Raw genomic sequence first — 25,815 nt, 5'->3', positions numbered from 1 at the left:
AAATTAAGATGGCGGAAATCAAACCTGCTGAAATTTCAGCAATATTAAGAAAGCAAGTAGAAGGTTTTGAATCTGGTGCTACATTAGAAGAAGTAGGAACAGTACTTCAAGTTGGAGATGGTATTGCTCGTGTTTACGGGCTTTCTAATGTTCAATACGGAGAATTAGTTGAATTTGACAATGGATTAGAAGCTATTGTTTTGAATCTTGAAGAAGACAATGTTGGTGTGGTACTTTTAGGACCATCAACAGGAATCAAAGAAGGTTCAACTGCTAAAAGAACACAACGTATTGCTTCTCTTAAAGTAGGAGAACAAATGGTAGGTCGTGTAGTAAACACACTTGGTTTTCCAATTGATGGAAAAGGACCAATTGGCGGAGACTTATATGAGATGCCTTTGGAAAGAAAAGCTCCTGGAGTTATCTTCCGTCAACCAGTTACTGAGCCATTACAAACGGGTATTAAAGCAGTAGATGCTATGATTCCAGTTGGTCGTGGACAACGTGAGCTAGTTATTGGTGACCGTCAGACAGGTAAATCAACTGTTTGTATCGACACTATCTTAAATCAAAAAGAATTTTACGATGCAGGAAAACCTGTATTTTGTATATATGTTGCAATTGGACAAAAAGCGTCAACTGTAGCAGGAATTGCTAAAATGTTAGAAGAAAAAGGAGCAATGGCGTATACCATTATTGTTGCTGCTAATGCTTCTGATCCAGCTCCGATGCAAGTTTATGCTCCTTTCGCAGGTGCTGCAATTGGAGAATATTTTAGAGATTCAGGTCGTCCGGCTTTAATTGTTTATGATGATTTATCTAAACAAGCGGTTGCATACCGTGAGGTTTCTCTTTTATTGAGAAGACCACCGGGACGTGAAGCATATCCTGGAGACGTTTTCTACCTTCACAGTAGATTATTAGAACGTGCTTGTAAAGTAATTGCAGATGACGGAATTGCTAAAGACATGAACGATTTACCAGATTCATTGAAATCAATCGTAAAAGGTGGTGGTTCTTTGACGGCGCTACCAATTATTGAAACTCAAGCTGGTGACGTTTCTGCTTATATCCCAACAAACGTAATTTCGATTACAGATGGTCAAATTTTCCTAGATGGAGATTTGTTTAACTCTGGGGTTCGTCCGGCGATTAACGTAGGTATTTCGGTATCTCGTGTTGGAGGAAACGCACAAATTAAATCAATGAAAAAAGTAGCAGGTACATTAAAACTAGATCAAGCACAATTCCGTGAATTGGAAGCGTTTGCTAAATTTGGTTCTGATTTAGATGCCGTTACTTTAAATGTAATTGAAAAAGGAAAAAGAAACGTTGAGATCTTGAAACAAGGTTTGAACGATCCTTATACTGTTGAAGATCAAGTTGCGATTATCTATGCTGGTTCTAAAAACTTATTGAGAAATGTTCCTGTGAACAAAGTAAGAGAATTTGAGAAAGATTTCTTGGAATTCTTGAACAACAAACACAGAGCGACACTTGATGCTTTGAAAGCAGGAAAATTAACAGACGAAATTACAGATGTAATCGAAACTGTAGCAAAAGAATTATCAGCAAAATATAACTAATTAGGTTTATAGGTTTTGGGTGTTAGGTTTTAGATTTTTCTAAACCCAACACCCAAAATTCACAACCCAATACCCACAATAAAATGGCAAATTTAAAGGAAATCCGTAATAGAATTACTTCCGTTTCATCTACGATGCAAATTACATCGGCAATGAAAATGGTTTCTGCAGCAAAGCTAAAGAAAGCACAAGATGCAATCACAGCGATGCGCCCTTATGCCGAAAAATTAACGGAATTATTGCAAAATCTTTCTGCTACACTTGATGGTGATATAGGAGGAGAATTTACCACACAACGTGAAGTAAAGAAAGTGTTAATCGTTGTTGTAACTTCAAATAGAGGTTTGGCAGGGGCTTTTAATACTAATGCAATTAAAGAAGCTAAAAACCGTGCTGCATTTTATGCGGACAAACAAGTTGATATTTTTGCAATAGGAAAAAAAGGAAACGATGTTTTAAGCAAAACACTTTCAGTAGTTGACAATCAAAGCGCTATTTTTGATGATTTGACTTTTGATAATGTGGCTTTAATTTCGGATTTATTAACTCAGAAATTTGTTTCAGGTGAATATGATAAAATCGAATTGATTTACAATCAATTTAAAAATGCAGCGACACAAATTGTACAAACAGAACAATTTTTGCCACTTGCACCTATTAAATCGGATAAACCAGTTTCAACAGGAGATTATATTTTTGAACCTTCAAAAGAAGAAATCGTGATGACTTTGATTCCAAAATCATTGAAAACACAATTGTATAAAGGTATTCGTGATTCATTTGCATCTGAGCACGGCGCTCGTATGACTGCCATGCACAAAGCAACTGATAATGCAACCGAATTGAGAAATCAATTGAAATTGACGTACAATAAAGCACGTCAGGCTTCTATTACTAATGAGATCCTAGAGATCGTCGGTGGAGCTGAAGCTTTGAATGGATAAGAATATTTATTCTATATATTTTAAAGAGCCACGCTATTGCGTGGCTCTTTTTTTTAGTAATTTTATACTTTAAAAAAACAAAAGAAATAATGCCTTTAATACTTAAAGAACTGACCACAATAGATGAAATGCTTGCTAATATTGAAGTAATGAAATATTTGTATCCTACATTCACTCTAGAAAAATATAAATCCTATCTGATTGAAATGATTCCGCATAATTACAAGCAGGTTGCCGTATTTGAAAATGAGATTTGTGTTGCCGTTTCAGGATTCTGGTCAGGAACAAAACTTTGGTCGGGAAAATATATCGAGATAGACAACTTTATTGTGCATCCGGATCATCGTTCTAAAGGTTTGGGTAAGATGATGACAGATTATGTTGACGCCTTGGCTAAAGAAACGGGCTGTACAATGATTGTTTTGGACGCATTTACAGGAAACTTCACTGCACACCGTTTTTATTACAATCAAGGGTATGTTCCAAAAGGATTTCATTTCTTAAAAATATTAAACGAAGAGGGATTAAGTTAAATCGCAGAAAGATGAAGACTTCACTACAAATTTTATTCTTGTTATTAATTGTAATCATTCTTGGTTATTGTGCTCCAAAAGAAGGCATAAAAACCAGCTTCCCGCAAAAGATAAAATCAGTTTATTTTCAGAAATGGATTGAAGGAAAAGAACCTAAAGGAAGGGTAACTCTTTTTTATATTGAATTTGAAGCACCGCTTTCTAAAGACATTCAATTGCAGAAAATCTATTTTAAAAATCAGGAAGGCAATTTTGAACAGGCAACAAAAAACACTTTTGTTGCTCATTTGGCTCCAATACATTCAAATCCAGATTTAATTTTGCATAAAGATAGCCGTAAAGAATATGGTAACCGGGCGCCAATTATAACGAAACCTAAATTTGTTTTGAAACCTACTGAAGCAGTATTGGAATATAAAAGTAACGGTAAAAGCTACTTTTTCAAAATAAATAACCTCAAATAAAAGCCAATGATTGCGTATCCTAGTGTGATTAAACCAAAGAAATAGTTATTTTTGTTTCATACAAATTATAATTTTCAAGCCCATATATTTTGAGTTTATACAAAAATCTTTTTAAACAAACTGCCATTTACGGACTCGCAACGGTTTTGCCGAGAATGTTGAGTTTCTTATTGGTACGATTATACACAGGAATATTGCCCACTGCCGAATATGGCGAAGTTTCCATTCTGCTGTCTTGGATGGTTTTTTTCAATGTGATTTTGTCTTACGGAATGGAAACCGCTTTTTTTCGTTTTTATAATTCCGAAAAAGACAAACAAAACGTAATCGCGACAACTACAATTTCCATATTTTGGTCCTCAATTTTCTTCCTTTTTGGAGCCTTGATTTTCAGGAATTCTTTGGCCGCTTGGGCCAATGTCGATGTGCAATACATTACCTATTCCATTTGGATTTTGGCACTTGATGCTTTGGTAATAGTTCCGTTTTCAAAACTTCGCGCCAATCAACGTCCCATAATGTATGCTGTCATCAAGATCGGAAACGTGATGGTCAACTTGATTCTTAACATTTTCTTTTTGTTGTTTTTACCAAAATTGGCCGCTTCACATCCTAATTCGTTTATTGATAACTTATACATCGAACACTATGAAATAGGGTATATTTTCGTGGCCAATTTATTAGCAAGTTTATTGACTTTGATCGTGCTTTCGCCAAATTACTTCCATTTGAATCGAAAATTCGACAAAGAACTTTGGAAAAAAATGATGAAATACGGCTTGCCAATTCTTGTAGCAGGAATCGCTTTTGCGGTCAACGAGCATTTTGATAAAATATTATTGGGCTATTTGCTTCCAGAAAATATTGCAAAATCCGAAGTTGGAGCCTATTCTGCCTGTTACAAACTCGGATTGTTTATGGTTTTGTTTGCCACCGCCTTCCGATTAGGAATCGAACCTTTCTTTTTTAGTCATTCTGGAAATGAAAACGCACCTAAAACTTATGCTGTCATCACTAAATATTTTGTGATTATGGGCTCTTTAATTCTTCTTAGCGTTATTGTTTTTGCTGATGTTTTAAAGTTTTTGTTGCTCGACAATAAAGCGTATTGGGAAGCGATGAAAGTGGTGCCCTTAATTATTTTGGCTAATTTTTTTCTGGGAATTTATAACAATCTTTCGGTTTGGTATAAACTCACGGATAAAACTAAAATTGGCGCTTATATTTCTATTGTTGGTGCAATACTGACTTTAGTTTTAAACTATGTTTTAATTCCAAAATACAGTTATTATGGCTCGGCAATTGCAACCATTGCCGCTTACGGAAGTATGATGATTATTTCATACATTCTCGGAAACAAATATTACCCAATTCCCTATGATATGGAGAAAATAGGTGCTTATTTGGGATTATCTATCCTGTTTTCAGCCATTTCTTTCTACGGTTTTCGCGAAAATTATTATGTTGGGATTTCATTATTACTTGCATTCATGTATTTCATATATTTCAACGAAAAAGAAACATTATCTAGAATTTTAAACACCAAAAAGAATTAATTTTATTGTAATGAATTTTAGGAGCTATTTCCTGCTATTCGTTACAATCTTTCTAGTCCTGAAAAAGTTCAGGACTAGAAAGGATTTTCACTGCTATCAGGGCTAAAAAACAAATCAATGACAATAAACATCATCAATAAATCACATCATAGTTTACCAAACTATGAAACCAAAGCTTCGGCAGGAATGGACTTAAGAGCCAATTTGACTGATTCTATTATACTGAAACCACTGGAAAGAGCCATCGTAAAAACAGGCCTTTTTATTGAATTACCTATAGGGTACGAAGCGCAAGTGCGCCCAAGAAGTGGACTGGCTGCCAAAAACGGAATTACCGTCCTTAATGCTCCCGGAACTATTGATGCCGATTATCGTGGTGAAATAGGAGTAATTTTAGTAAATTTATCCAACCAAGCATTTGTGGTCGAAAACGGAGAACGCATAGCACAACTCATCATCGCCAAACACGAACGTGCCGAATGGGTAGAAGTTCGGGAATTAACGGAAACTTCGAGAGGTGAAGGTGGTTTTGGAAGCACAGGAGTGAAATAGATTAATTTAATAATTTAAAGATTTAATAATTGAAAGATTTTTGATTGTAATTTCTCAATCTTTTAATTTTTCAATCTTTTAATAAAAAAGAACATGAAAATAATTGTCCCTATGGCTGGTCGTGGATCACGCCTTCGTCCACATACGTTAACTATTCCTAAACCGTTAATTCCTATCGCTGGAAAACCAATCGTTCACCGACTGGTAGAAGATATTGCGGGCGTGTTGAATCAAGATATTGAAGAAGTAGCCTTTATTATTCACGAAAGTTTTGGTAAAAAAGTAGAAGAGGAATTAATCGCTATCGCACAAAAATTAGGCGCCAAAGGAACTATTTATTATCAAAATGAAGCTTTAGGAACCGGTCATGCTATTATGTGTGCCAAAGATTCTTTGAGTGGACCAGCTGTTATAGCGTACGCCGATACTTTAATTCGTGCCGATTTCGATTTAGATCAAAATGCCGATAGTGTTATTTGGGTGAAACAAGTAGATTATCCAGAAGCTTTTGGTGTGATCAATTTAAACGAAGCGAATGAGATCATCGAACTGGTTGAAAAACCGAAGGAATTTGTTTCAGACCTTGCCGTTATCGGAATTTACTATTTTAAAGATGTTTCCGTCTTAAAAAACGAACTTCAATTAGTATTGGATAATAATATCATTCACGGTGGAGAATATCAAATAAATGATGGAATAAAACAAATGATGGCAAAAGGCATGGTATTTGTTCCCGGTAAAGTCGACGAATGGATGGATTGCGGAAATAAGAATGTAACGGTAGAAACAAATTCTAGAATGTTAGGTTTTTTACATAATGATGGAACGCATTTAGTGGACTTTGATATTAAGTTAGAAAATTCAACTATCATTCCGCCATGTTATATTGGAGAAGATGTAGTATTAATAAATGCAACCGTTGGACCCAATGTGTCATTAGGAAATGGATGTCATGTTGTTAACAGTACCATAAAAAATAGTTTGGTGCAAACCCATTCGCATATAAAAAACGCCAATCTGGATAATGCTATGATAGGGAATCACGCCAGTTTCGATGGTAATTTTACCAGCATTAGCATCGGCGATTACTCGGTGCTGGAATAGATTTCACTCAACCTTCCTAAAGTGGAGAAAATAAAAACTAATGAAAAAATTTTCATTTTTATTTATACTTTTTGTTTTGCAATGCAATTCTACTTTGTTATGGGCACAAACGGAACCCGAAGAAATTAAACAGGATGCAAATCAGTTTGAAGACTCTTTTTATGAGTCTTTGCTTCAAAAAGGAATTGAAAACCATGATAAGGCGATCGTTTCTTTAGATAAATGTTTAAAGTTACAACCTAACAATGCGACGGTCTATTTTGAATTGGGAAAAAATTATTTAGCATCAAAAGACTATAAAAATGCCTACAGTTCATTTGAACGCGCCACTCAAATCGACCCAACTAATGAATGGTTCTGGGTTGGCATGTATGATGTGAGTTATGAAACCAAGAATTTCAGTCAAGCGATAGTGGTAATTAATAAATTGATCACATTCGATACTAAATATAAAGAAGATTTGACGTCACTTTACATGGCTACAAATCAATTTGACAAAGCGTTGGATCTCATCAATGAATTAAATGTGACCTCTGGAAAAACGGAAAGACGGGAATTATACAAAATACAGATTTTGTCTGAAGGAAAATATCAAAACACGGAAATATCAAATTTGATAACCCAAATTGACAAAGACCCAAAAGAAGAGTCTAATTACATTGCCTTAATAAATTTGTATACGAGAAATAACGAAGAGGAAAAAGCATTTGAAACCGCCAAAAAATTAGCGGAAGCGATCCCAACATCGGAATGGGCACAAGTGAGTTTATTTAAAAATTATTTGGAGAATAATGAGGCTCAAAAAGCAATAAACGCTATGAATATTTCTTTGGCAAGTGCCAAAATAGATTCGAAAATACAGCACCGAATGCTAAATGAGTTTTTAATTTTTACCGATAAAAACCCGCAGTATTCCGCTGATTTAGAAAAAGCAATCGCTTATTTTGATTCGGACAAAGAAGTTAACGTAGCCAAGGAGGTAGGGAAGTTTTACCATAATAAAAAACAATGGGATAAAGCAATTAAATTTTATGAACGGGCGCTAAAAAACGGAGATTCCGAAGAGATCGAAACTAATTTGCTTTTGCTTCAAGCGTATACTGAAGTGAAACAATTTGAATTGGTAGGTAAAAAAGCCATGACAATGATAGAGTCTTTTCCATCGCAACCTCAATTTTATTATTATTCGGGTTTGGCAAACAACCAATTACACCAATTTAAAAAAGCGAAGGATATACTGGAAATGGGTTTAGATTATTTGGTAGACGACAAAACAATGGAGATAAATTTTAATATCCAACTTGGAGAAGCATATAATGGTTTGGGAGATGACAAGAAAAAAGAAATATATTTTTCCAAAGCGAATCAATTATTAAAAGAAAAAAAATAATGAAAAAAATAGCAATACTAGCAGTGGTCGTTTTAATGATGTCGTGTAAATCGAAATCGGTTGTGGCTGAGGCAAGTGTAAAAGCAACCCGTTTGACCGCAGATAAAATTATAGAAAATCATTATAACAATAAAAACAATTTTTCTACATTATATATTAAGTCAAATGCGCGATATGTCGATGACAAGCAGATACAAAATGTTACGGCAGAAATAAAAATCAAGAAAGACGAACAGATTTTGATAAGCATTCGTTTTCTTGGAATTACAATGGCAAAAGCATTAATTACGCCAACATCAGTAAACTATTATGAGAAAATCAATGGCAGTTATTTTGAAGGAGATTTTAGAGGATTGAGTAAATGGTTAGGAACTGATTTAGATTTTAATAAAATCCAAAACATGCTGTTAGGAGATGCAATGGATGATTTGAATAAAGGAAAATATACGGAGTCACTAACAGAACAAACTTACAGATTAGACGACTTTTCGAATAACAATACGAAAAAATCGTTTTTCTTTGATGCCGATAAATTTTTGATAAAAAGACAGGAAATAACACAAATCGCTGAAAACAGAACGATAAAAGTAGCGTATTCAGACAGTAAAGTATATAATGAGGCTACGTTGCCTTCTAATGTTTTAATAAACACTTTACAGACAAAAGGTAAAACCGAAATAAATTTAGATTATAACACCGTATCCTTCAATGAAGAACTTTCTTTTCCTTATAGTGTGCCTAATGGGTATAAAAGAATTATAATTAAGTAAATTTGTAAAAAATATTTTTTTAATATGCCAAAATTTCTCCTTAGCCTAATTTTTATATGTACGACTTCACTGATGTGGAGCCAAGAATCACAACAAGAAAAATTAGAAGCACGAAAAGCTCAAATCCAAAAAGAAATACGCGAAAACGAAAAACTTTTGCAGAGCGTAAAGAAAAAAGAAAAAAGTGCGATCAATGTAATTGTTATCCAAAGCAATAAAATAAAGCTAAAAGAAAAATTAATAAACACCACCGAAAAGCAAACCAAGCTTTTGGGAAATGACATGTATGTTAATCAAGTAAAAATCAATAAGCTTAAAAAAGAATTGGAAATCCTCAAAGCAGATTATGCTGAGATGATTGTGAAATCCTACAAAAGCCGTTCTGAGGAGAGTAGAGCCATGTTCTTATTGTCTTCGGAGAATTTTTTGCAGGCTTATAAAAGAGCGCAATACATGAAGCAGTATACCAATTATCGAAAAATGCAAGGCGAGGAAATAAGTTCAAAATCAAACCAACTCCTTGATTACAACGGTAGATTAAATGTGCAAAAAACGGCCAAACAAAAACTGATCGTCGAAAAAGAAAAAGAGCGTTCGTCTTTGGAAAAAGAGAAACAAGTGCAAGAAAGATTAGTCAGTACTATTAAAAAAGACAAGAATAAAATTCAATCGGAAATTAGAAAAAAACAACAAGAGTCCCGTTCTATCGACAAACAAATTAATAGAATAGTTCGTGAAGCCATTGCTGCTGCCAATAGAAAAGCAGCGTTAGAAAGAGCCAAAGCGAATCCAAGTGCGCCAGTTTCTAAAGTAGCAGTGTCCTCATCAAAAATAGAATTGACCCCGGAATCAAAATTAATTGCGGATAACTTCAGAGCCAATAGAGGAAGATTGCCTTATCCAGTAGAAAAAGGATTTATTTCATTGGGTTACGGAGATCAGCCGCATCCTGTATTTAGTACGTTGACTATTCATAACAGTGGTGTGGAAATCACGACGGAGCAGGGTTCTAATGCCAGAGCAGTATTTGGCGGCGAAGTAACAAGCGTTATAGTTTTATCTCCTTTAAATAAAGCCGTAATGATTCAGCATGGAGATTTCTTTACCGTTTACCAAAACTTAAGTTCGGTTTCTGTAAGTAAAGGAGATAAGGTAAGTATCAAGCAAAGCTTAGGTAGGGTGAGAACCAATAATGAAACAGGAAAAACAATCATCAAATTTTTAATCCTTCAAAATACTACCTACAACAACCCGCAGAGTTGGTTGTCACCAAGGTAATCAGTTTAATAAAAAGATAGGAAGTGAATTTATTGATTCCATTTTCTTTTTTATTTCCAAATAATAAACAAACAGCATCTCCGAAATATACAATTCAGGATGCTGTTTTTTTGTACCCATAAACATTCACTTTTATTAGTGATTACTAGTTTTCATTTTAAAAGTTAAGACAAAAAAACACCCTATTCTCAACACAAGAATAGGGTGTTTCTATTTTATAGACTAGAATAACTAACTTCTGTACTTTTTACAATTGCTAATTGAAAGAAGATTTTATAGCTTTCATTGTACTTGGAGTAGACCATTGACCAGCAACAATAATACGTCTGATTGTATACAATGGATCAACAGAATCTCTTTTTGTTGCTAAAATATAAGCCATTTGGTATTCGCTCTTTTTTAACTCAGGAATAGCTGCTTTATTCCACAATCCGAATGGATAAGCAAAATAAGTCACCGGCTTGCCAATGATTTCTTCCAATTTAGTTTTGGGTTTTACCAATTGTGTATTCCAGTCCTCACCAGCATATTTTGTTACCATGTGATGGTCCCAAGTATGTGCTGCAACGACATTTCCACTATCAGATAAACTTTTGATTTGCTCTTTACTTAAATAGTTAGGACGACCAATCGAAACGGTCATTACAAAGAATACTCCTTTAAACCCGTATTTTTTCATTTCTGCAGCACCAATGCTAAATTGTTCTTCCCGAGTATCGTCAAATGTGATCATTACCGGATTTGAAGGTAATGGAGCGTCATATACGAGATAGTCATACAGTTGATTTGGTAAAATACTGTGATAGCCGGCATCTGACAAGGCTTTCATTTGCTGCGCAAAATTTGCTAGTGAAACAGTATATGTTTTTGTCATTTCGCCATCACCCGCTTTAAGTTCTTTAATATTGTGATAGCATAATATAGGCACTTCTTTTTTGGAAAGAATTGTTGCCGCGTCAGCCATTGTTTTTTTTGGTGCTATTTTTTTAATAATAGGCGCAACAGATAGAACGATCCCATTTTTGGTTTTACCGGTTTCAGAGTGACAACCTACTAGTAAAAAAAGACCTGCAAAAACTAAAAAAGCACTATTTTTCATAAATCGAAAATTTATTTAAAGGAATTATTGGTATTGAATGTAGCTAGGTTTAGGTGTAAATTTCACCAATTCTTCCGGAGTGTACATCACCCAATTTTTTCTAATATCATTTTTATAAAATAATTTAAACCCGGTAAATTGAACTGGTTCTTTATAAATATAACTCACATAAGAATCCTTTTTTAGAACTTTATCACCAAAACCATCCATGTCCATTACTATCTGAACTTCTGGCACCTTTTTAATATTTTTATAATTTTTCACCATGCCTTGTGTAAAACGGTGAACAACAAGTATTTTTGGAGTTAGTTTGTTTTTACGTACAACGTCGGCTAAAATATCAATAGCATCATTGATGTCATCAGCAGTAAAAGTTCCAATTTTAGAACCAGGAATCTCTCCATTTTTCAATGAAAATTCAGGATCAATTCCCAAATGAACATTAGGCATTGAAAGGTATTTTACAAGCGTAGTAACTTCATCTTTCACATTACTGTGACCCACTTGAATATCTAAAAATACTAAAGCATTAATAGGTTTTGCCCAGCTTAAAATAGTATCTATTTGTTTAAATGGCATTCGCATGCGGTGCTTATTGTCTTTACCAGGTGCGCCTTGGGCTGTAGTAGCAATATAATGTAACGCTGGAATAGCTTTCACAGATGGATCTGCAGCTTGCCATTTAGCCACTTCTCCTTGTAATTTTTTAACCATCTCAACTCTTGGTATTTCTCCTAAAATCCCCATTCTTTTAGAATATAGATTTCCGTAATAAGCAATTATTCTGTTGTATGGCAATAATGCTCCGGCCAAAGGGTAAGGTGCTTTTACAGGCCATCTTCCCGTGGTATCGTTATTGCTCAAAGCCACCATTCTCTTGTTGTAATCAACCGTGTCGATGGTTTGAACTATTGGTTCTTTTACTGAATCAGTCTGAACGTTTGTAGTTTTTTCTTTTCCGGTTTCTATGTCAGCCGCTTTTCCACGATTGCAACTGGATACTAAAAACACTATTGGAAGGATTAGGAATGCAAAAAGTGGCTTTTTCATAAATTAAGTCTAATTATTTTTCAATGCAAATATAAAGTATTTTAAGAACGGCTGGTCCATTAGAATAGTGTTCCAAGGTAGAATTTTTTATATAATTCACAGATAACTGCGGCTTTAACGTTATATTTAATGGCGAGCTTTTTATGTCCTGATTAATAGCCAGCTCCGGTTAACGCTACTAATCGTACTAATTTGAAAAGGCCTCCTTTTTGGAAGCCTTTTCAAATTAGTACACTGTCTTTAAAATAATAGTTGCCGAAAACTATTGCCGTCAAAAGATAGGCTTATTGTATTATTTTGAATAAAAAGCAAACCATACCAACAATCAATAAGTATAGAATTTTTATCATAACATTTAAATTTATAGTTGTTACCTTATATAATTTATACAAAAAAACGAGTAATATTTTATTTATGCAATACCCACTTTTAGTGATATTTCTCAAATATAATTCTTTTTGTTAAGAATTCTATTATTTTCTATCGGTTCCACTTCCTTTTTTGCCTTTTCCAATCGTTGTAAACAAAAAAGACTATCCTTACAGACAGTCTTCTTTTCACTTCACAACACTGATTAACCAAAACCCCATTATAACATGGAAGTCGCAAAGCAATACAATATTTTAAAAACAAACTTTGGAGGGAAACTTCTTAAAGTCTCGATTAGCAAAGTGTTTCAGTCAAGAACAAATTACAAATGGATACGGTATTGAAACTTCCCTATATCAGCATGCTATTTCCAAAGGTTTAAATTTTTGTTTTCTGGATTATTGGGTTTTTTGCTTTACAAACATAATTATCTATATTGTAGCTATTTTACGGTTTCCCGTAAACGGTTGATTTTTTTTTAAATTAAATAATAATCAGGAGTATCATAGAATTATCGTTTAGTAATTGAATAGCAATAAATCGTACTGGATCTTCACGATAAACCAAATTTCAACCTGTAAGCTCTTTTATAAGATAAAAGAAAATGCTAACTTTATAAAAGTTTTTACTCATCTAAATACTTAACAATTGTTCAAAAAATCCGTTTCTTTCCTCCTTTTTTTATGTAGTGCGACTGCTGTTTTTGGACAAATAAAAAAAGATACGATTGCACTTTCAGAAATCACATTGATGGGTTCGCCAATCAAAAACATACTTCAAAATACGGCTTCTTCCATTTCAGTAATTACTATTGCCGACATCAATAAAAGTGACGGAATTATACTGACTCCAATTTTAAACAAAATCCCGGGCGTTACGATGCAACAAGGCGCTTTGAATACCAATAGGATTACGATTCGTGGTATTGGCGCCCGATCTCAATACGGAACCAATAAGATAAAAGCCTATTTTGATGGGATTCCATTGACTTCCGGTGAAGGTGAAACTACGATTGATGATATTGATTTAGCATCGATCGAAAAAATTGAAATTATAAAAGGGCCAAATTCCACTAGTTTTGGTTCCGGTTTGGGCGGTGTAATCCAATTGTTTTCACGAGAAACGCCTTTGTTGGAATCATTCGGGAAATCAACGATTACCTTTGGAAGTTTTGGGTTGTTGCAACAACGTCTTTCGGCAGGATACAGCGATTCCCAAACAAATGTATTTACAAGCTTTACGGATTTACAAAGCGACGGATTCAGAGCAAACAGCTCCTACAACAGAAAATCATTGAACCTGCATGGTAAACAAAAAATTGGTTCCGCCGGCACTTTGTCATTTTTAGGAACGTTCACCCGACTGAAAGCTTTTATTCCAAGTTCTATCAATGAGACTGATTTAAAAAATAATCCTGAGAAAGCAGCCGCAACTTGGGCAGCCGCGCAAGGTTTTGAGTCGTATGACAAATTTATGTTCGGATTAGGATACGACCATCAATTTTCTGAGAAGTGGTCTATACAAACCAGTGTTTTTTCTAATTTCAAAGACGCGTACGAACCCAGACCTTTTGATATTTTGGATGAAAAAACAAATGCTGCGGGTTTTCGTTCCAATGTAAATTATAAAGACCAAATGTTTTCCTTGCCATTTGAACTGAGTTTTGGCACCGAATTATTAACTGAAAAGTACGAGTATTCTCTTTTTAAAAATTTGTACAAATCGCAACCGGGTCAAGGCAGTATAAAAGGTGACGAATTTAGTGCCATCAAACAAAACCGGAATTACACCAACTACTTTTTAGAAATGGAATTTTGGATTTCAGAAAAACTGCATCTGGAAACCGGAGTAGCGTTAAACACAACCAAATATTCGGTAGAAGATGTTTTCGAAAATAATTCTGGAGGTCAAAAGATGCCTTTTACTTTTGGAAACGTTTGGTCGCCAAGAGTTGGCTTTTCGTACAAAATAAGCAAAGGGAAAAATATATTTACGTCGGTTAGCAAAGGATTTTCGGTGCCTTCAGTTGCGGAGACATTGACTCCTGAAGGTCAAATAAACACCAATTTAAAACCCGAAATAGGTTGGAATTACGAACTGGGTTTCAAAGGAAATTGGATTACAAATAAAATATATACGGAAGTAACGTTTTATACCACACAAATTAAAAATTTATTGGTGGCACGTCGCACCGCTGATGATCAATTTGTAGGCATTAATGCGGGTAGCAGTTCCCATACAGGGTTGGAATTCTTGATTAATTATAAATTTTTGGAATTGACCCAACTTCAAATTACACCTTATTTTTCAGGAGCGGTGAATACTTTTAAATTTAAAGAATTTTTGGATGGTGACGCGAATTATTCGGGAAACCAACTTACTGGAGTTCCCGAAAAACAATTCAATTTTGGTGTGGATTTAAATACAAAAAAGGGATTTAGTGTTAACACTTCTTTTCGAACGATGGGTAAAATTCCGTTAAACGATTCCAATACAAAATACAGTGAGCGGTATTCGTTGCTTGACATCAAAACGACGTATGTTTTTACGAATCTTAAAATCTTAAGAATAGAGATGAATGCTGGAGTTAATAATGCATTGGACACTAAATACGCAGCGAACATTCTACCGAATGCTGTAGGTTTTGGGACTGCCGCCCCACGCTATTTTTATCCGGGAAATCCTGTCAATTTTTATGGAGGTTTTTCGGTGTCTTATGTTTTTTAGAGACCAATCCTAAGTCCGAATTTTATTTTTTAATGGCTGCGACTTCTTTCTCGGTAACGATTTTGGTTTGTTTATTACTCCAAGAAGTCATGATGTAATTCATCACATCGGCAACTTCCTGATTCGTAAGTCCCATGGCTGGCATGCTGCTGTTGTACTTGATTTTATTGACAACAATTTCGCCACTTTGTCCAAATTTTACGGCAGCGATACTTTGATTTCTCTTAGTTTTTAACCAATCAGAACCGGCAAGAGGTGGGAAGTTCTTACCATCTCCTTTTCCATTTGCGCCATGGCATTGCATACAAAAATCAGCATAAATTTCTTTTCCGGGTGACTGAAATTTTGAAACGACTGCGATTTCAGTATTCAAGTCAATATAGTTGTCTGGAGAAAATGGGTTTGCAATTGAGAAGCTTCCCAATACAAATAGTCCAAATCCTAAAAATAATTTCGTTGTAAACATAGTCTAATTAGGTATGATTTTAATAATTCCTTTTCCTTCTACGCCCATATAAATATAGCCATCTGGACCTTGTGCCACATTACGTACACGACCAATATCGGTTGCGATTTTTTGTCTGCCGATAACTTCATTGCCTTTCAACTTTAGCAATTCAAGATATTGAAATTTCAAAGAGCCTACCAACAAATGTCCTTTCCAGTCCGGATATTTATCACTGGTAACAAAAGTCATTCCGCTTGGGGCGATAGAAGGCAACCAATAATAAATAGGTTTTTCAATGCCTGGTTTTTCATTTTCTTTACTGATAGTTGTTCCATCGTAATCAATACCATAAGTGACCACAGGCCATCCATAATTTACTCCTTTTTTTATTATGTTGATTTCATCTCCACCTTGAGGACCGTGTTCATGTGCCCAAATTGCGCCTGTTACAGGGTTTTTTGCCATTCCCTGAGGATTGCGATTCCCATAAGTGTAAATTGCTTCTTTTGCTCCAGTCTGGCCTACAAATGGATTGTCTTTAGGAATGCTTCCGTCATCATTTAATCGATATATTTTTCCACCGTCGCGTTTAATATCTTGCGGATTTACAAAATGTTCGCCGCGCTCTCCAATAGAGAAATATAAATAGCCATCATTATCAAATATAATTCGGGAACCAAAATGCTGTCCTTTTGTGGTATTCGGAGTGGCTTTGTAAAGCGATTCAATTTGTGTCAGACTTCCGTCCAATAATTTTGCTCGAATGAGTTTTGTGTGACCGCCAGTTCCTTCCCCTTCATCGGAAGCATACGTCATATAAATCCAGCCATTTTTAGCATAATCAGGATGCAGTACGATGTCTAACAATCCGCCTTGTCCACGAGAATATACTTTAGGAACATTTTTGATTTCCTTTTTTGTACCGTTTTTGACTTGATATAAAATACCGCTTTTTTCAGTAACTAACATGCTGCCGTCTGGCAACCAAGTCATTCCCCACGGAATAGCAATATCTGAAGCTACGGTTTCGAGCGTATAGTTTTTTACTTCGTCTTTAAGGGGAATGTCATTGGATTTGACTTGCGCATCGCAACTGAAAGAAAGGAATGATATAATTGTAAGTGAAACTAATTTGATTTTTTTCATGAGTTTTATTTTTGGGCATTTTAAAAAAAAATAAATCTTTTAAAGATAGTAAAAGAGGATTTAAAAATTTAAAAAGGTGTATATTTTTGCTTAGAATTAACAAAACATAATTATTGAAGTCCTGTTTTTGCTGTCAGAATTCAAATAGCTTTTTATAGTCTTCTAAATCTGAATATAAAATTATTTTTTACGACACATTGAAAATAAATATTTTATTAATTTTGGAATAAGAAGTTGAAACAAAATTAATATTGCCCTTCTAAGCTTTATTTTTACTGCCGATTTGAATTATTTGTTTAACTTTGCATCAATATTATTAAACAAAATAGCTTTTAAAATGTACGTTTTGAAATTTGTAAATCCATTTTTGCTTTCAAGAGAATTTTGGTAGAAATAAAAAAGTATTGTACAAACAACCATTTTAAACTCATTTTAAAAATTATAGATGAAATGTTACTGATTGATTCTTCGGAATTAATTGAAAAAAATAAATTAAAATTTGATGAAAAATAAAAAACCAGATAATGTCGTATATTCAGTTGAAAAAGGTTTTAATGCGAATGTATTGCCTTACGCTACAAATGTTGGAGCCCCGGTAATTAGGGTTGATGATGTGGTTTCTTGGAAAAGTAGAGGGATTGACAATGTGAATAAAGAGCTTGGAAATAAGTTTAACGAACTGAAGCTGCAATATCAAAAGTTGATGCAAGAATACGAATGGAATGAATTAGTGTACAGCGCTAAATTTTCATTTGAACCCGTCATTGGTGAAATTTATCATTTGTACAGAGATGCCACAGGCGTAAATTTTCTTTCTTTAATAGGACCTGATGAATGGAATAAGGAACATATTGGCACCTTTAAACTGAACAGTGATAAAAAATGGATTCTCCTGAATGCACAAGATTCCCATCTCTATTAAATTAGAATAAGCGAGGTAATATGGATATTTAGCGTTTCTTCATATTTCTAAAAACAGAATTGATTTACTGAAGTGAATTATCTAAGAGAGCATAATCCCTTTTCATTGATTTTAGTCGGACTGATTACAAACAAAATTGTGATTTTTTCTTGGTTGATGTTTCCAATTGATTTTGAGTTAAACAATTGGCATAACAATTCGGAATTTAAAATGGGCGCCTCGAGATTTTAGATGGGTACCTTAGAGGTAAATATTAAAGAGCTTTTTAATTTTTTAGTCCTCTTCTTTGTCTATAAAATCTAATTCTCTAGTAAGAAAATATAACATTAATAGAGCTTCATCATTTATAGTTTTTTCATTTATTAAATAGTATATAAGCCTGTAAACATATAAATTCTTGATTATTACCCGAGGAACAATTGCTACAGGTTTTTCAAATTTTTCGCAGTTGTCATCTAAGTTTTCTCAAAAATCTAAATTTCTAAAACAGTCACATTTTGATAATGGACAAGTAACCTTATCAGGGAAAGTAAAGCCAAATTAAAATTTTTGCTTATTGAGTCGTTCTGCTCTATGGAATTCCAATCCCAATTGTCTCTGTATTTTTCCGTTAAGGGATAATTCCATTTGATTTTTGAATTGTATGAAAGGATGTTAAAATCCAACTTGTCATTGTAAAATTCAATATCATCATCTATAAATGGATAAAGTTCTGCAATACTATCTTTTAAGAATTGCATTCTTACTTCTCTCGTTAAACATATATAATTTTTGAATTGTCCCATCTTTAAATTAAGGCAGTCTTCTGAGCAGAGCATATTTAGTAAATACTACTTTATCAGAAATTTATTAAGTAAAGTTTGTTTATCTAAATGTGTTTATTTAAAATTTACATTAAAATTATTCACGGCTTTAGATCAACTTAAGATTATATCTATTACATTTCTTTTGGTTATATATCTAAAATAAATTTATCAAGTTGCAATGAAGTAATTTAAAAAAATTAATCTGTGTAAACAGAATTTCCAGCACTCTTCAAGGTTGCTAAGTCTATTATACCTTGACCTGTGGGTGGCGCAGGAGGATTTTGTTGGTTTAGAATTATGTATTTTCCGGAAGTTGGTGTTACGTTTAACAATCTATTTAAAAAGGTATTTATAAATGAACTTGGTAAGGCATTATTACTAAAGATAAACTCTGAACCGCTACCGATAGAAGTTAAAGCAGGTAAGTCAATAGTGGAAAGCAAAGGATTTGTTCCAACTAGACAAGTCCCATAAGTTTCAGAGAGATATTTTAGATTTATCCTTGTCAGATTCATATTGTTTGATATTCTTAATTCTATTAATTTCACAATCATACTCAAATCAATATAAGTTAATCCTGTTGTGTTATTGATGAATATATTTTCAGTATGAGGACCAAATTCTGCTGCTATTTGAGCAGCTGCTTGTGCATCGGTAATCTTTCCACTAATCATTATAGATGGTTTTCCCTTGTTTTGGCTGACTGCACCTGTATCAGACACACTCCCATCAGCCATTAAATATTGTGAGGCAGTACCTCCAGTTTTAACAAATGCCTTACCAGTATAATTACCGCTGGTACTCACCGAAGTTACATTTGTGTCTCCTAATTGTATGGTGTTACTTGTGGAAACTTTCGCACCATTCCCTATTGCGGTTGCATTGGTTAAATCCCCTATGGTATTAGCCCAATAACCAATAGCTGTGTTGCCATTTCCCAAGATGTTAGCGCTAAGCGCTTGCGCACCAATAGCCGTGTTGTTACTTCCCGTGGTATTTTTAGAAAGGGAACTAACTCCGTTTGCAATATTGTTTGATCCTGTGGTATTGTTATTGAGTGAAAATCCTCCATTTGCAATGTTTTGAAATCCAGTGGTGTTTTTAGTAAGCGAAGTGGTTCCAATAGCAATATTGGTATCTCCCGTAGTGTTGGATTGAAGCGAGGAAACTCCAATAGCAATATTATCATTTCCAGTAGTATTGTTATAAAGAGCATTGTCCCCAATTGCATTGTTATCATTTCCAATGGTATTTTTCAAGAGTGCCTGAAGCCCTATAGCAGTATTACTACTTCCTGTGGTATTCGCTTTAAGAGCAGTATAGCCATTTGCAGTATTCCATTGTCCAGTTGTATTAGACGCAAGAGAATTTGTACCAATAGCCGTGTTGTAGATATTGTTTCCAGTTCCTTTACCAACTGTAGCACCATTAACATTCAAATCCGAACTAAATGTTTTAGCACCAGCTATGGTTTGTATACCTGTAGTGATTATCCCTCCGTTAGTTGCATCTGCAGGAGATAAGTTTAATTCTCCAGATGTAATTGATGCTCCATTGACTGTAGAAATAGCGCTAATTGCTCCTACGGTTGCATTTGTCCCAGAACTTTTAGCATATAATGCATAAGGAACGCTCAGTAACTGTGTTGTTCCCATAGCTACATAACCACTTCCTGTATTAAGTTCAATCCCTAAATAGTAATTCCCATTCCCCCAATCAATGTTAGGAAATGTTCCTGTAGTTGCTGTGCCTTTCCCTATAACTAAATTGACAGCGCCTAAATCATCGGTGGGTGCAAAATGAGTTTCTGAAAAGACAGGAACACTTGTTGGTGTGTTTTGCATCACGTTAAATTTGAAATTAACGTTTTGGTTTGTAATTAATCCACCTGAACCATTTCTTACTGTGGCTTGATAATTAAATCCCTGTGGAGCTTGTGCTATTAATATTGTACTTTGAATTAATAATAAAAGGAGTAAAAGTTTTTTCATAATCTAGACAGTTTTATTTTAAGGCTATTTTTTAATGATTTTGTACGTATTTTTCTTTTTGGTTTGCAAATCTTGGACTTGTATGATGTAGATTCCTTTTGAAAAATTAGTAATATCAATCTGTCCTCCAGAGTTGATTTTGTTTTCTAACAAGACCCTTCCGTTAATATCTACTAAATTTATTGCTAATTGGTGCTGGTCTTTTTGTTCTGCATACAAATAGTTAGAGGTCGGATTTGGATAAACCCTAATGGCTACTTCCATTGTGAAATCTTGTTTTGATAAGGCTTTAACATCCAACGAAGGATAATACCCATTCCCTAATTGATTCCCGCCAGCACTCATTAACCCAACTATAGGCTCCCCTGCTGTCCAAGAAACAGAAATACCTCCATTTGTTTGGGTTTTACCTGCCATACCAATCACAGCCTTTGAAATACTTTGAGCGTAACTGAAGAAGGTAAGTAGTAAAAAAACAGTCAGAATTGTGTTTTTCATAATTTTAAACAACTTTAAGGTTAAAAATCTAATATTAATGGTAACAGTAAGGACTAATTTTCTTAGCCAACAATATCCGTTTAAAGATATATTTTAAATTTCATATAATTAACACAAAGTAATTGTATTTAAAAATCACTTCTTTACGGCTTTCCTCATTTTTAGACAAATAGTTTTAAAAAGTTTGACATATTTAACAAATCAACGTTTATTAGTTAATCTACATAATATCCACTTTTAGTGATATTTACATCTATAGATTTGCATCAATTCTTAATTTTAATTTCTTCATTTCTTCACTAACTTTCTTTTGCACCACCTTCCCGTAACTTTCTTGTGTAATCACCATATTTTTATTACCTAATAGTTCTGATACGATTTCCATTGGAACATCGTTGAACAGCAAAACTGTAGAAGCAAATGTTTTTCTGGCGATATGGTGTGTCAACCTTTTCTCAATCCCTGTTATGTTAGCAATCTCCTTGAGATACGAGTTAAATTTCTGATTGCTTATAGATGGGAACACGAGATTATCATTATTTGAATACTTATCAATGATTTCTTGTGCTTTTGGAAGGATTGGAATGGAGATTTGACGTTGTGTTTTCTCACGTTTCATCTGTATCCAATTAATTCCATCGAAACCTAATTGAATATTCTGTTTTTCAAGATTTGTCATTTCATTGTATGCTAAATCTGTGTAACAGCAAAAAATAAATAAGTCTTGAATTGTGCTTAATCTTTTTTGTTGCAATACAGCTTCTTCAAGGGTTTTGAGTTCTTCTGTAGTAAGGAATATAACGGTTTTACGGACTGTTTTTGACTTATGAAGTATGAATGAATCTCTGTCTAAATAACCCTCCGAAATTGCTTGTTTTATAGGTGTTCTAAGCCTTTGAATGGTTTTGTTAATTGTAATTTGTTCTTGCTTCTTCTCAGTCTTTAAATAGTAGTCAAAATCATTTAAAAACTGTAAACTTAAATCTTGTAGTGGGTAATCTGCTTTCTTGTATTTACATTTTAGGAATGCTTCTAAATGGTTGCCTACATAAACGAATTTGTTATAGGTGTTGTCTTTGATTTCTAAACCTACCAGTTTTTTAATTTTGGAGAGATACTGTTTGTAGTAGGAAAGAACAAATTCACTTTTTTTTAGTTCTTTGCCTAAGTATTTGTCATGAATGTCTTCAACAGAATAAGGATTTTCCTGTAATCTTAAAATCATGTAGATGCTAATGACCTTAGATTTTATTTTGTCAAGTTCAGAGTTGTATAGAATTGCAGATTTATGGGATTTTAGAATTACTTGGTTTTTAGAGCCCAATGCTCAGTTTCAATATGAATACCTGTACTGAGCTGTTTCCTGTTCCCATTTAAGGTTAATCTGCAATACAATGGAGATTGATTCTTCTTGTTTGTTCTATTCTTTCCTTGAATAAATAGAATTTTGAAATTTTCTGATGTCATAACTTTTAGTTTAAGTCAGACATGCAAATGGTTACGATAAAAAAAGTGTTGCCTTTTAGAAAAAGAGGTGTTTCCTAATATGTTGCCTTTTTTTGCAAAATAAGTTGGCAAGTTGGCAGAAGTCAAAAAATCTCTATTCTCTACTGAATCGCCGTGAAGTCCCGATTTCACTAACGCTTTAAAACAAAAAAGACCTTACATTGCTGTAAAGTCTTTTTAAAAAGCTCCCTCTCTTGGGCTCGAACCAAGGACCCTCTGATTAACAGTCAGATGCTCTAACCAACTGAGCTAAGAAGGAAACTGTATATTTTTATTCTGATAAGGAATGAACGTTTTTTGCTGCTTTATTATGATGAATGTTTCACTTGTAAAGCGGTGCAAAGATAGGGGTAAATTTGATTTCTGCAAGCAAATTGTAAACTTTTTTTATTTTTTTTTACTTCCCTACAATTGCCTTGTAAATGTCATTTCCGTTAGCAAATAGTAACAGTGTTATAAGTAATACGAAACCAACCATTTGCGCATTCTCTAGGAATTTGTCACTTGGTTTTTTGCCGCTGACGATTTCATATAATAAAAACATTACATGACCCCCATCAAGTGCAGGAATCGGCAATAAGTTCATTACTCCAAGCATTATTGATAAGATTGCCGTAATTGACCAAAAGGTTTCCCAACTCCAGTTACTAGGAAAAATATCAAATATGGCTTTAAAACCACCTACTTGTTTGTAAGCGCCAGTACTTGGACTAAAAATCATTTTTAATTGTTTTCCGTATCCTACCAATTGGTTTTTACCTTTTGTAATTCCAAATGGAATAGACTCCAATAAACTAAATTCTTGTTTGCTCACTTTGTAGTAACCTAATTTTTCTAGTGAAGCCATTCCTAATCCACCTAATTGCACTCCTAGCGTACCTTCTCTGGAAACGACAACGTTAATACGTTCTTCCTTTTGATTTCTTATAATGGTAGCAGGAATAGTTTTATTTTTGTTTTTTTCTAAAACAACTTTTGCCTCATCAAGATATTTTGTTTTTTCACCGTTTAGGGAAAGAAAAATATCCTTTGGCTGTAATGTTATATTTTTAGATTCGGATTCAACAGCTCCAATAACAAAGGGTATTCTAATTCCTACGATTGGTGCTTTTTCAACTTTTGACAATTGATTTACAAAATCATTCGGTATTTTGATTTCTTGTTGGATTCCGTTTCTTTCAACAAGGACCTGTTTGCCCATTACAATTTTTGCATTAATATCATTGTCGAATTTGGCTATTTTTTCACCATCAACTGCCAAGATTTTATCTCCCGTCTTGAAACCTGCATTTTGCATCGCTTTATTCTCGATCAAAAGGCCGTCTTTCAAGTCTGAATTAGCAATATAAGTATCGCCATAAGCAAATGCCATTCCTATATAAATAATAAATGCCAAAATGAAATTCACAGTAACACCGCCAAGCATAATAATCAAACGTTGCCATGCTGGTTTGGAACGAAATTCCCATGGTTGCGGAGGTAAAGCCATTTGTTCTTTATCCATGCTTTCGTCGATCATTCCGGATATTTTTACGTAACCGCCTAAAGGCAACCAACCAATACCGTATTCGGTTTCGCCAATTTTCTTTTTAAGAAGGGAATATTTAACATCAAAAAACAAGTAAAATTTTTCGACTCTGGTTTTGAATAATTTAGCAGGAATAAAGTGTCCTAATTCGTGAAGTATAATAAGTAATGATAAGCTCAATAAAAATTGAGAAAGCTTTATAAATATGTCCATTTTTTAATTTTAGTTCTTTTACAACTTACAAAAGTAAGGTTTTCTATTTATTTAATTTACAATAATTGTTCCATACCGTTTAAAAGTTTGTTAATTAATAGAATTTCAATTTTTACTTTCATCAATGTCCCTTAACTTTACTTTTTTGAAACGATATTTCTCGTTATCTTCACTTTAAAATCAACTTTATGTCTTCAAAATTATTTTCTCCTCTTCAAATAAAAAGTATTACGTTTAAAAATAGAATTGTTATTTCTCCAATGTGCCAATATTCAGCAACAGATGGTTTTGCCAATGATTGGCATCTCGTACATTTAGGCAGTCGTGCCAGCGGTGGAGCGGGATTGATTATTCAGGAAGCCACTTCAGTTTCTCCCGAAGGCCGAATTTCTCCGGGAGATTTAGGACTTTGGAAAGACGAGCAGATGGACAAGATGAAAATTATAAATCAATTTATTCTCAGTCAAAATGCAGTTCCCGGAATACAATTGGCGCATGCCGGAAGAAAAGCCAGTTCTGCATCTCCATGGGAAGGCGGTAGAAAAATAGATGTAGCTCTTGGGGGATGGGAAACCGTGGCTCCAACTGCTGTAGGATACCACGAAAACGAAGAAGTACCAATAGCGCTTGATAAATCCGGAATTCAAAAAGTCGTTTCTGACTTTGCATCTGCTACGAAAAGAGCGGTCCAAGCAGGTTTTCAAGTAATTGAAATTCATGCTGCACACGGTTATTTATTACATCAGTTTCTTTCGCCTTTGTCCAATTTTAGAACCGATGAATACGGAGGAAGTTTCGAAAATCGAATCCGATTGACTCTGGAAGTGGTGGAAGCCGTAAAATCCGAATGGAAAAAAGAGTTGCCTTTATTTATCAGAATATCAGCAACTGACTGGGCTGAAGGCGGATGGAATATTGAAGAATCAGTACAGCTTTCGAAAATACTAAAGGAAAAAGGTGTGGATTTAATAGATGTTTCTTCGGGTGGAGCGGTGTCGTTTCAACAAATTCAATTGGCTCCAAATTACCAAGTACCTTTTGCTGAACAAATTAAAAGGGAAGTTGTAATTAGAACTGGCGCCGTGGGCTTGATAACCGAAGCCACTCAAGCAGAAGAAATTATTGCCTCAGGTAAGGCAGACTTGGTCTTGTTTGCCAGAGAATCGTTAAGAAATCCGAATTTAGGGTTGACATTTGCTTCAGCACTTCATGCCGATGTGTCGTGGCCAAAACAATATGAAAGAGCTAAAAAGTAAGACTCTGATTTTTAAAACATATAAGTCATATAAGTTTTTTCTAAGATTTCTTATATGACTTATATGTTTTAAAAATAAA

General features: G+C 34.2%; 23 protein-coding genes and 1 tRNA gene. 13 read left to right on the top strand and 11 right to left on the bottom strand.

The window, feature by feature from the left end:
- The first annotated feature begins 8 nt into the window (after window positions 1-8).
- The 10 genes from atpA (at window position 9) to C4S35_RS01610 (ending at window position 10,177) form a co-directional block, all read left to right on the top strand.
- Window positions 9-1,586, top strand: coding sequence for a F0F1 ATP synthase subunit alpha (gene atpA / locus C4S35_RS01655; RefSeq protein ID WP_035669021.1), 1,578 nt, complete (start codon window positions 9-11; stop codon window positions 1,584-1,586).
- Window positions 1,587-1,669: 83 nt separating this feature from the next.
- Entirely contained in the window at window positions 1,670-2,530 is an 861-nt protein-coding gene (gene atpG / locus C4S35_RS01650) for an ATP synthase F1 subunit gamma (RefSeq protein ID WP_103998489.1), read from the top strand.
- Between the two features lie 89 nt (window positions 2,531-2,619).
- Window positions 2,620-3,063 (top strand): GNAT family N-acetyltransferase, encoded by a 444-nt coding sequence (locus C4S35_RS01645; RefSeq protein WP_103998488.1) that lies wholly within the window; start codon window positions 2,620-2,622, stop codon window positions 3,061-3,063.
- Window positions 3,064-3,074: 11 nt separating this feature from the next.
- Window positions 3,075-3,527, top strand: a complete 453-nt coding sequence (locus tag C4S35_RS01640; RefSeq protein WP_103998487.1) for a hypothetical protein — start codon at window positions 3,075-3,077, stop codon at window positions 3,525-3,527.
- A gap of 89 nt (window positions 3,528-3,616) precedes the next feature.
- Window positions 3,617-5,083: a lipopolysaccharide biosynthesis protein gene (locus C4S35_RS01635; protein WP_103998486.1), complete on the top strand. Its 1,467-nt coding sequence runs from the start codon at window positions 3,617-3,619 to the stop codon at window positions 5,081-5,083.
- Between the two features lie 117 nt (window positions 5,084-5,200).
- Complete coding sequence (gene dut, locus C4S35_RS01630) at window positions 5,201-5,635, top strand: dUTP diphosphatase (RefSeq protein ID WP_103998485.1); 435 nt, start codon at window positions 5,201-5,203, stop codon at window positions 5,633-5,635.
- Window positions 5,636-5,728: 93 nt separating this feature from the next.
- A complete protein-coding gene (locus C4S35_RS01625; RefSeq protein WP_103998484.1) occupies window positions 5,729-6,739 on the top strand; it encodes a sugar phosphate nucleotidyltransferase in 1,011 nt (336 codons plus the stop codon).
- A 40-nt stretch (window positions 6,740-6,779) separates the two neighbouring features.
- Entirely contained in the window at window positions 6,780-8,129 is a 1,350-nt protein-coding gene (locus tag C4S35_RS01620; RefSeq protein WP_103998483.1) for a tetratricopeptide repeat protein, read from the top strand.
- Entirely contained in the window at window positions 8,129-8,899 is a 771-nt protein-coding gene (gene lolB1 / locus C4S35_RS01615; RefSeq protein WP_103998482.1) for a lipoprotein insertase outer membrane protein LolB1, read from the top strand. The genes C4S35_RS01620 and lolB1 overlap by 1 nt, the downstream gene beginning before the upstream one ends.
- A gap of 24 nt (window positions 8,900-8,923) precedes the next feature.
- Complete coding sequence (locus C4S35_RS01610) at window positions 8,924-10,177, top strand: murein hydrolase activator EnvC family protein (RefSeq protein ID WP_167386498.1); 1,254 nt, start codon at window positions 8,924-8,926, stop codon at window positions 10,175-10,177.
- 256 nt (window positions 10,178-10,433) lie between these two features.
- Here the strand turns inward: C4S35_RS01610 and C4S35_RS01605 are convergent, their stop codons facing one another.
- On the bottom strand, window positions 10,434-11,276 hold the full coding sequence (locus C4S35_RS01605) for a polysaccharide deacetylase family protein (protein ID WP_103998480.1): 843 nt from the start codon (window positions 11,274-11,276) through the stop codon (window positions 10,434-10,436).
- Window positions 11,277-11,300: 24 nt separating this feature from the next.
- Window positions 11,301-12,326: a hypothetical protein gene (locus C4S35_RS01600; RefSeq protein ID WP_103998479.1), complete on the bottom strand. Its 1,026-nt coding sequence runs from the start codon at window positions 12,324-12,326 to the stop codon at window positions 11,301-11,303.
- A 1,017-nt stretch (window positions 12,327-13,343) separates the two neighbouring features.
- Between C4S35_RS01600 and C4S35_RS01595 the strand changes: the two genes are divergently transcribed.
- Window positions 13,344-15,422 (top strand): TonB-dependent receptor family protein, encoded by a 2,079-nt coding sequence (locus C4S35_RS01595; protein WP_244175172.1) that lies wholly within the window; start codon window positions 13,344-13,346, stop codon window positions 15,420-15,422.
- Between the two features lie 22 nt (window positions 15,423-15,444).
- On the opposite strand, the gene C4S35_RS01590 is transcribed toward C4S35_RS01595, so the two are convergent.
- Window positions 15,445-15,888 (bottom strand): c-type cytochrome, encoded by a 444-nt coding sequence (locus C4S35_RS01590; protein WP_103998478.1) that lies wholly within the window; start codon window positions 15,886-15,888, stop codon window positions 15,445-15,447.
- A 3-nt stretch (window positions 15,889-15,891) separates the two neighbouring features.
- A complete protein-coding gene (locus C4S35_RS01585; protein WP_103998477.1) occupies window positions 15,892-17,016 on the bottom strand; it encodes a PQQ-dependent sugar dehydrogenase in 1,125 nt (374 codons plus the stop codon).
- 502 nt (window positions 17,017-17,518) lie between these two features.
- Here C4S35_RS01585 and C4S35_RS01580 point away from each other — a divergent pair.
- Window positions 17,519-17,938: a DUF2452 domain-containing protein gene (locus C4S35_RS01580; protein ID WP_091203393.1), complete on the top strand. Its 420-nt coding sequence runs from the start codon at window positions 17,519-17,521 to the stop codon at window positions 17,936-17,938.
- A gap of 473 nt (window positions 17,939-18,411) precedes the next feature.
- On the opposite strand, the gene C4S35_RS01575 is transcribed toward C4S35_RS01580, so the two are convergent.
- The 7 genes from C4S35_RS01575 to rseP all read right to left on the bottom strand — a co-directional run bounded on the left by C4S35_RS01575 (window position 18,412) and on the right by rseP (window position 24,480).
- Complete coding sequence (locus C4S35_RS01575) at window positions 18,412-18,723, bottom strand: hypothetical protein (RefSeq protein WP_103998476.1); 312 nt, start codon at window positions 18,721-18,723, stop codon at window positions 18,412-18,414.
- 218 nt (window positions 18,724-18,941) lie between these two features.
- Window positions 18,942-20,735 carry a beta strand repeat-containing protein gene (locus C4S35_RS01570; RefSeq protein WP_103998475.1) on the bottom strand — a complete coding sequence of 598 codons (1,794 nt, stop codon included), beginning with the start codon at window positions 20,733-20,735 and terminating at the stop codon, window positions 18,942-18,944.
- A 24-nt stretch (window positions 20,736-20,759) separates the two neighbouring features.
- Window positions 20,760-21,233, bottom strand: coding sequence for a T9SS type A sorting domain-containing protein (locus C4S35_RS01565; protein ID WP_103998474.1), 474 nt, complete (start codon window positions 21,231-21,233; stop codon window positions 20,760-20,762).
- A gap of 253 nt (window positions 21,234-21,486) precedes the next feature.
- Complete coding sequence (locus C4S35_RS01560; RefSeq protein ID WP_244175171.1) at window positions 21,487-22,458, bottom strand: site-specific integrase; 972 nt, start codon at window positions 22,456-22,458, stop codon at window positions 21,487-21,489.
- Window positions 22,459-22,535: 77 nt separating this feature from the next.
- The gene (locus C4S35_RS15905; RefSeq protein ID WP_244175170.1) at window positions 22,536-22,700 is read right to left on the bottom strand and encodes an Arm DNA-binding domain-containing protein; all 165 of its coding nucleotides are present in this window, start codon (window positions 22,698-22,700) and stop codon (window positions 22,536-22,538) included.
- A gap of 224 nt (window positions 22,701-22,924) precedes the next feature.
- Window positions 22,925-22,998: transfer RNA gene (locus C4S35_RS01555), tRNA-Asn, on the bottom strand.
- A 138-nt stretch (window positions 22,999-23,136) separates the two neighbouring features.
- Entirely contained in the window at window positions 23,137-24,480 is a 1,344-nt protein-coding gene (gene rseP / locus C4S35_RS01550; protein WP_103998473.1) for an RIP metalloprotease RseP, read from the bottom strand.
- A 188-nt stretch (window positions 24,481-24,668) separates the two neighbouring features.
- Between rseP and C4S35_RS01545 the strand changes: the two genes are divergently transcribed.
- Entirely contained in the window at window positions 24,669-25,736 is a 1,068-nt protein-coding gene (locus C4S35_RS01545; RefSeq protein WP_103998472.1) for an NADH:flavin oxidoreductase/NADH oxidase, read from the top strand.
- Window positions 25,737-25,815 lie beyond the last annotated feature (79 nt).

Origin of the sequence: Flavobacterium urumqiense (assembly GCF_900108015.1) — a bacterium.
Lineage (GTDB): Bacteria > Bacteroidota > Bacteroidia > Flavobacteriales > Flavobacteriaceae > Flavobacterium > Flavobacterium urumqiense.
This window is presented reverse-complemented; position numbering and strand designations above follow the sequence as displayed.

What these genes read in the sequence shown, in the direction of transcription:
- C4S35_RS01645 (WP_103998488.1), top strand. Translation starts at nt 2,620, where the DNA reads ATGCCTTTAATACTTAAAGAACTGACCACAATAGATGAAATGCTTGCT.
- C4S35_RS01585 (WP_103998477.1), bottom strand. Translation starts at nt 17,016, where the DNA reads ATGAAAAAAATCAAATTAGTTTCACTTACAATTATATCATTCCTTTCT.
- C4S35_RS15905 (WP_244175170.1), bottom strand. Translation starts at nt 22,700, where the DNA reads ATGACATCAGAAAATTTCAAAATTCTATTTATTCAAGGAAAGAATAGA.
- C4S35_RS01545 (WP_103998472.1), top strand. Translation starts at nt 24,669, where the DNA reads ATGTCTTCAAAATTATTTTCTCCTCTTCAAATAAAAAGTATTACGTTT.
- C4S35_RS01625 (WP_103998484.1), top strand. Translation starts at nt 5,729, where the DNA reads ATGAAAATAATTGTCCCTATGGCTGGTCGTGGATCACGCCTTCGTCCA.
- C4S35_RS01640 (WP_103998487.1), top strand. Translation starts at nt 3,075, where the DNA reads ATGAAGACTTCACTACAAATTTTATTCTTGTTATTAATTGTAATCATT.
- C4S35_RS01620 (WP_103998483.1), top strand. Translation starts at nt 6,780, where the DNA reads ATGAAAAAATTTTCATTTTTATTTATACTTTTTGTTTTGCAATGCAAT.
- C4S35_RS01560 (WP_244175171.1), bottom strand. Translation starts at nt 22,458, where the DNA reads ATGATTTTAAGATTACAGGAAAATCCTTATTCTGTTGAAGACATTCAT.
- atpG (WP_103998489.1), top strand. Translation starts at nt 1,670, where the DNA reads ATGGCAAATTTAAAGGAAATCCGTAATAGAATTACTTCCGTTTCATCT.
- C4S35_RS01570 (WP_103998475.1), bottom strand. Translation starts at nt 20,735, where the DNA reads ATGAAAAAACTTTTACTCCTTTTATTATTAATTCAAAGTACAATATTA.
- C4S35_RS01610 (WP_167386498.1), top strand. Translation starts at nt 8,924, where the DNA reads ATGCCAAAATTTCTCCTTAGCCTAATTTTTATATGTACGACTTCACTG.
- C4S35_RS01575 (WP_103998476.1), bottom strand. Translation starts at nt 18,723, where the DNA reads ATGGGACAATTCAAAAATTATATATGTTTAACGAGAGAAGTAAGAATG.
- rseP (WP_103998473.1), bottom strand. Translation starts at nt 24,480, where the DNA reads ATGGACATATTTATAAAGCTTTCTCAATTTTTATTGAGCTTATCATTA.
- C4S35_RS01600 (WP_103998479.1), bottom strand. Translation starts at nt 12,326, where the DNA reads ATGAAAAAGCCACTTTTTGCATTCCTAATCCTTCCAATAGTGTTTTTA.
- atpA (WP_035669021.1), top strand. Translation starts at nt 9, where the DNA reads ATGGCGGAAATCAAACCTGCTGAAATTTCAGCAATATTAAGAAAGCAA.
- dut (WP_103998485.1), top strand. Translation starts at nt 5,201, where the DNA reads ATGACAATAAACATCATCAATAAATCACATCATAGTTTACCAAACTAT.
- C4S35_RS01580 (WP_091203393.1), top strand. Translation starts at nt 17,519, where the DNA reads ATGAAAAATAAAAAACCAGATAATGTCGTATATTCAGTTGAAAAAGGT.
- C4S35_RS01565 (WP_103998474.1), bottom strand. Translation starts at nt 21,233, where the DNA reads ATGAAAAACACAATTCTGACTGTTTTTTTACTACTTACCTTCTTCAGT.
- C4S35_RS01605 (WP_103998480.1), bottom strand. Translation starts at nt 11,276, where the DNA reads ATGAAAAATAGTGCTTTTTTAGTTTTTGCAGGTCTTTTTTTACTAGTA.
- C4S35_RS01590 (WP_103998478.1), bottom strand. Translation starts at nt 15,888, where the DNA reads ATGTTTACAACGAAATTATTTTTAGGATTTGGACTATTTGTATTGGGA.
- lolB1 (WP_103998482.1), top strand. Translation starts at nt 8,129, where the DNA reads ATGAAAAAAATAGCAATACTAGCAGTGGTCGTTTTAATGATGTCGTGT.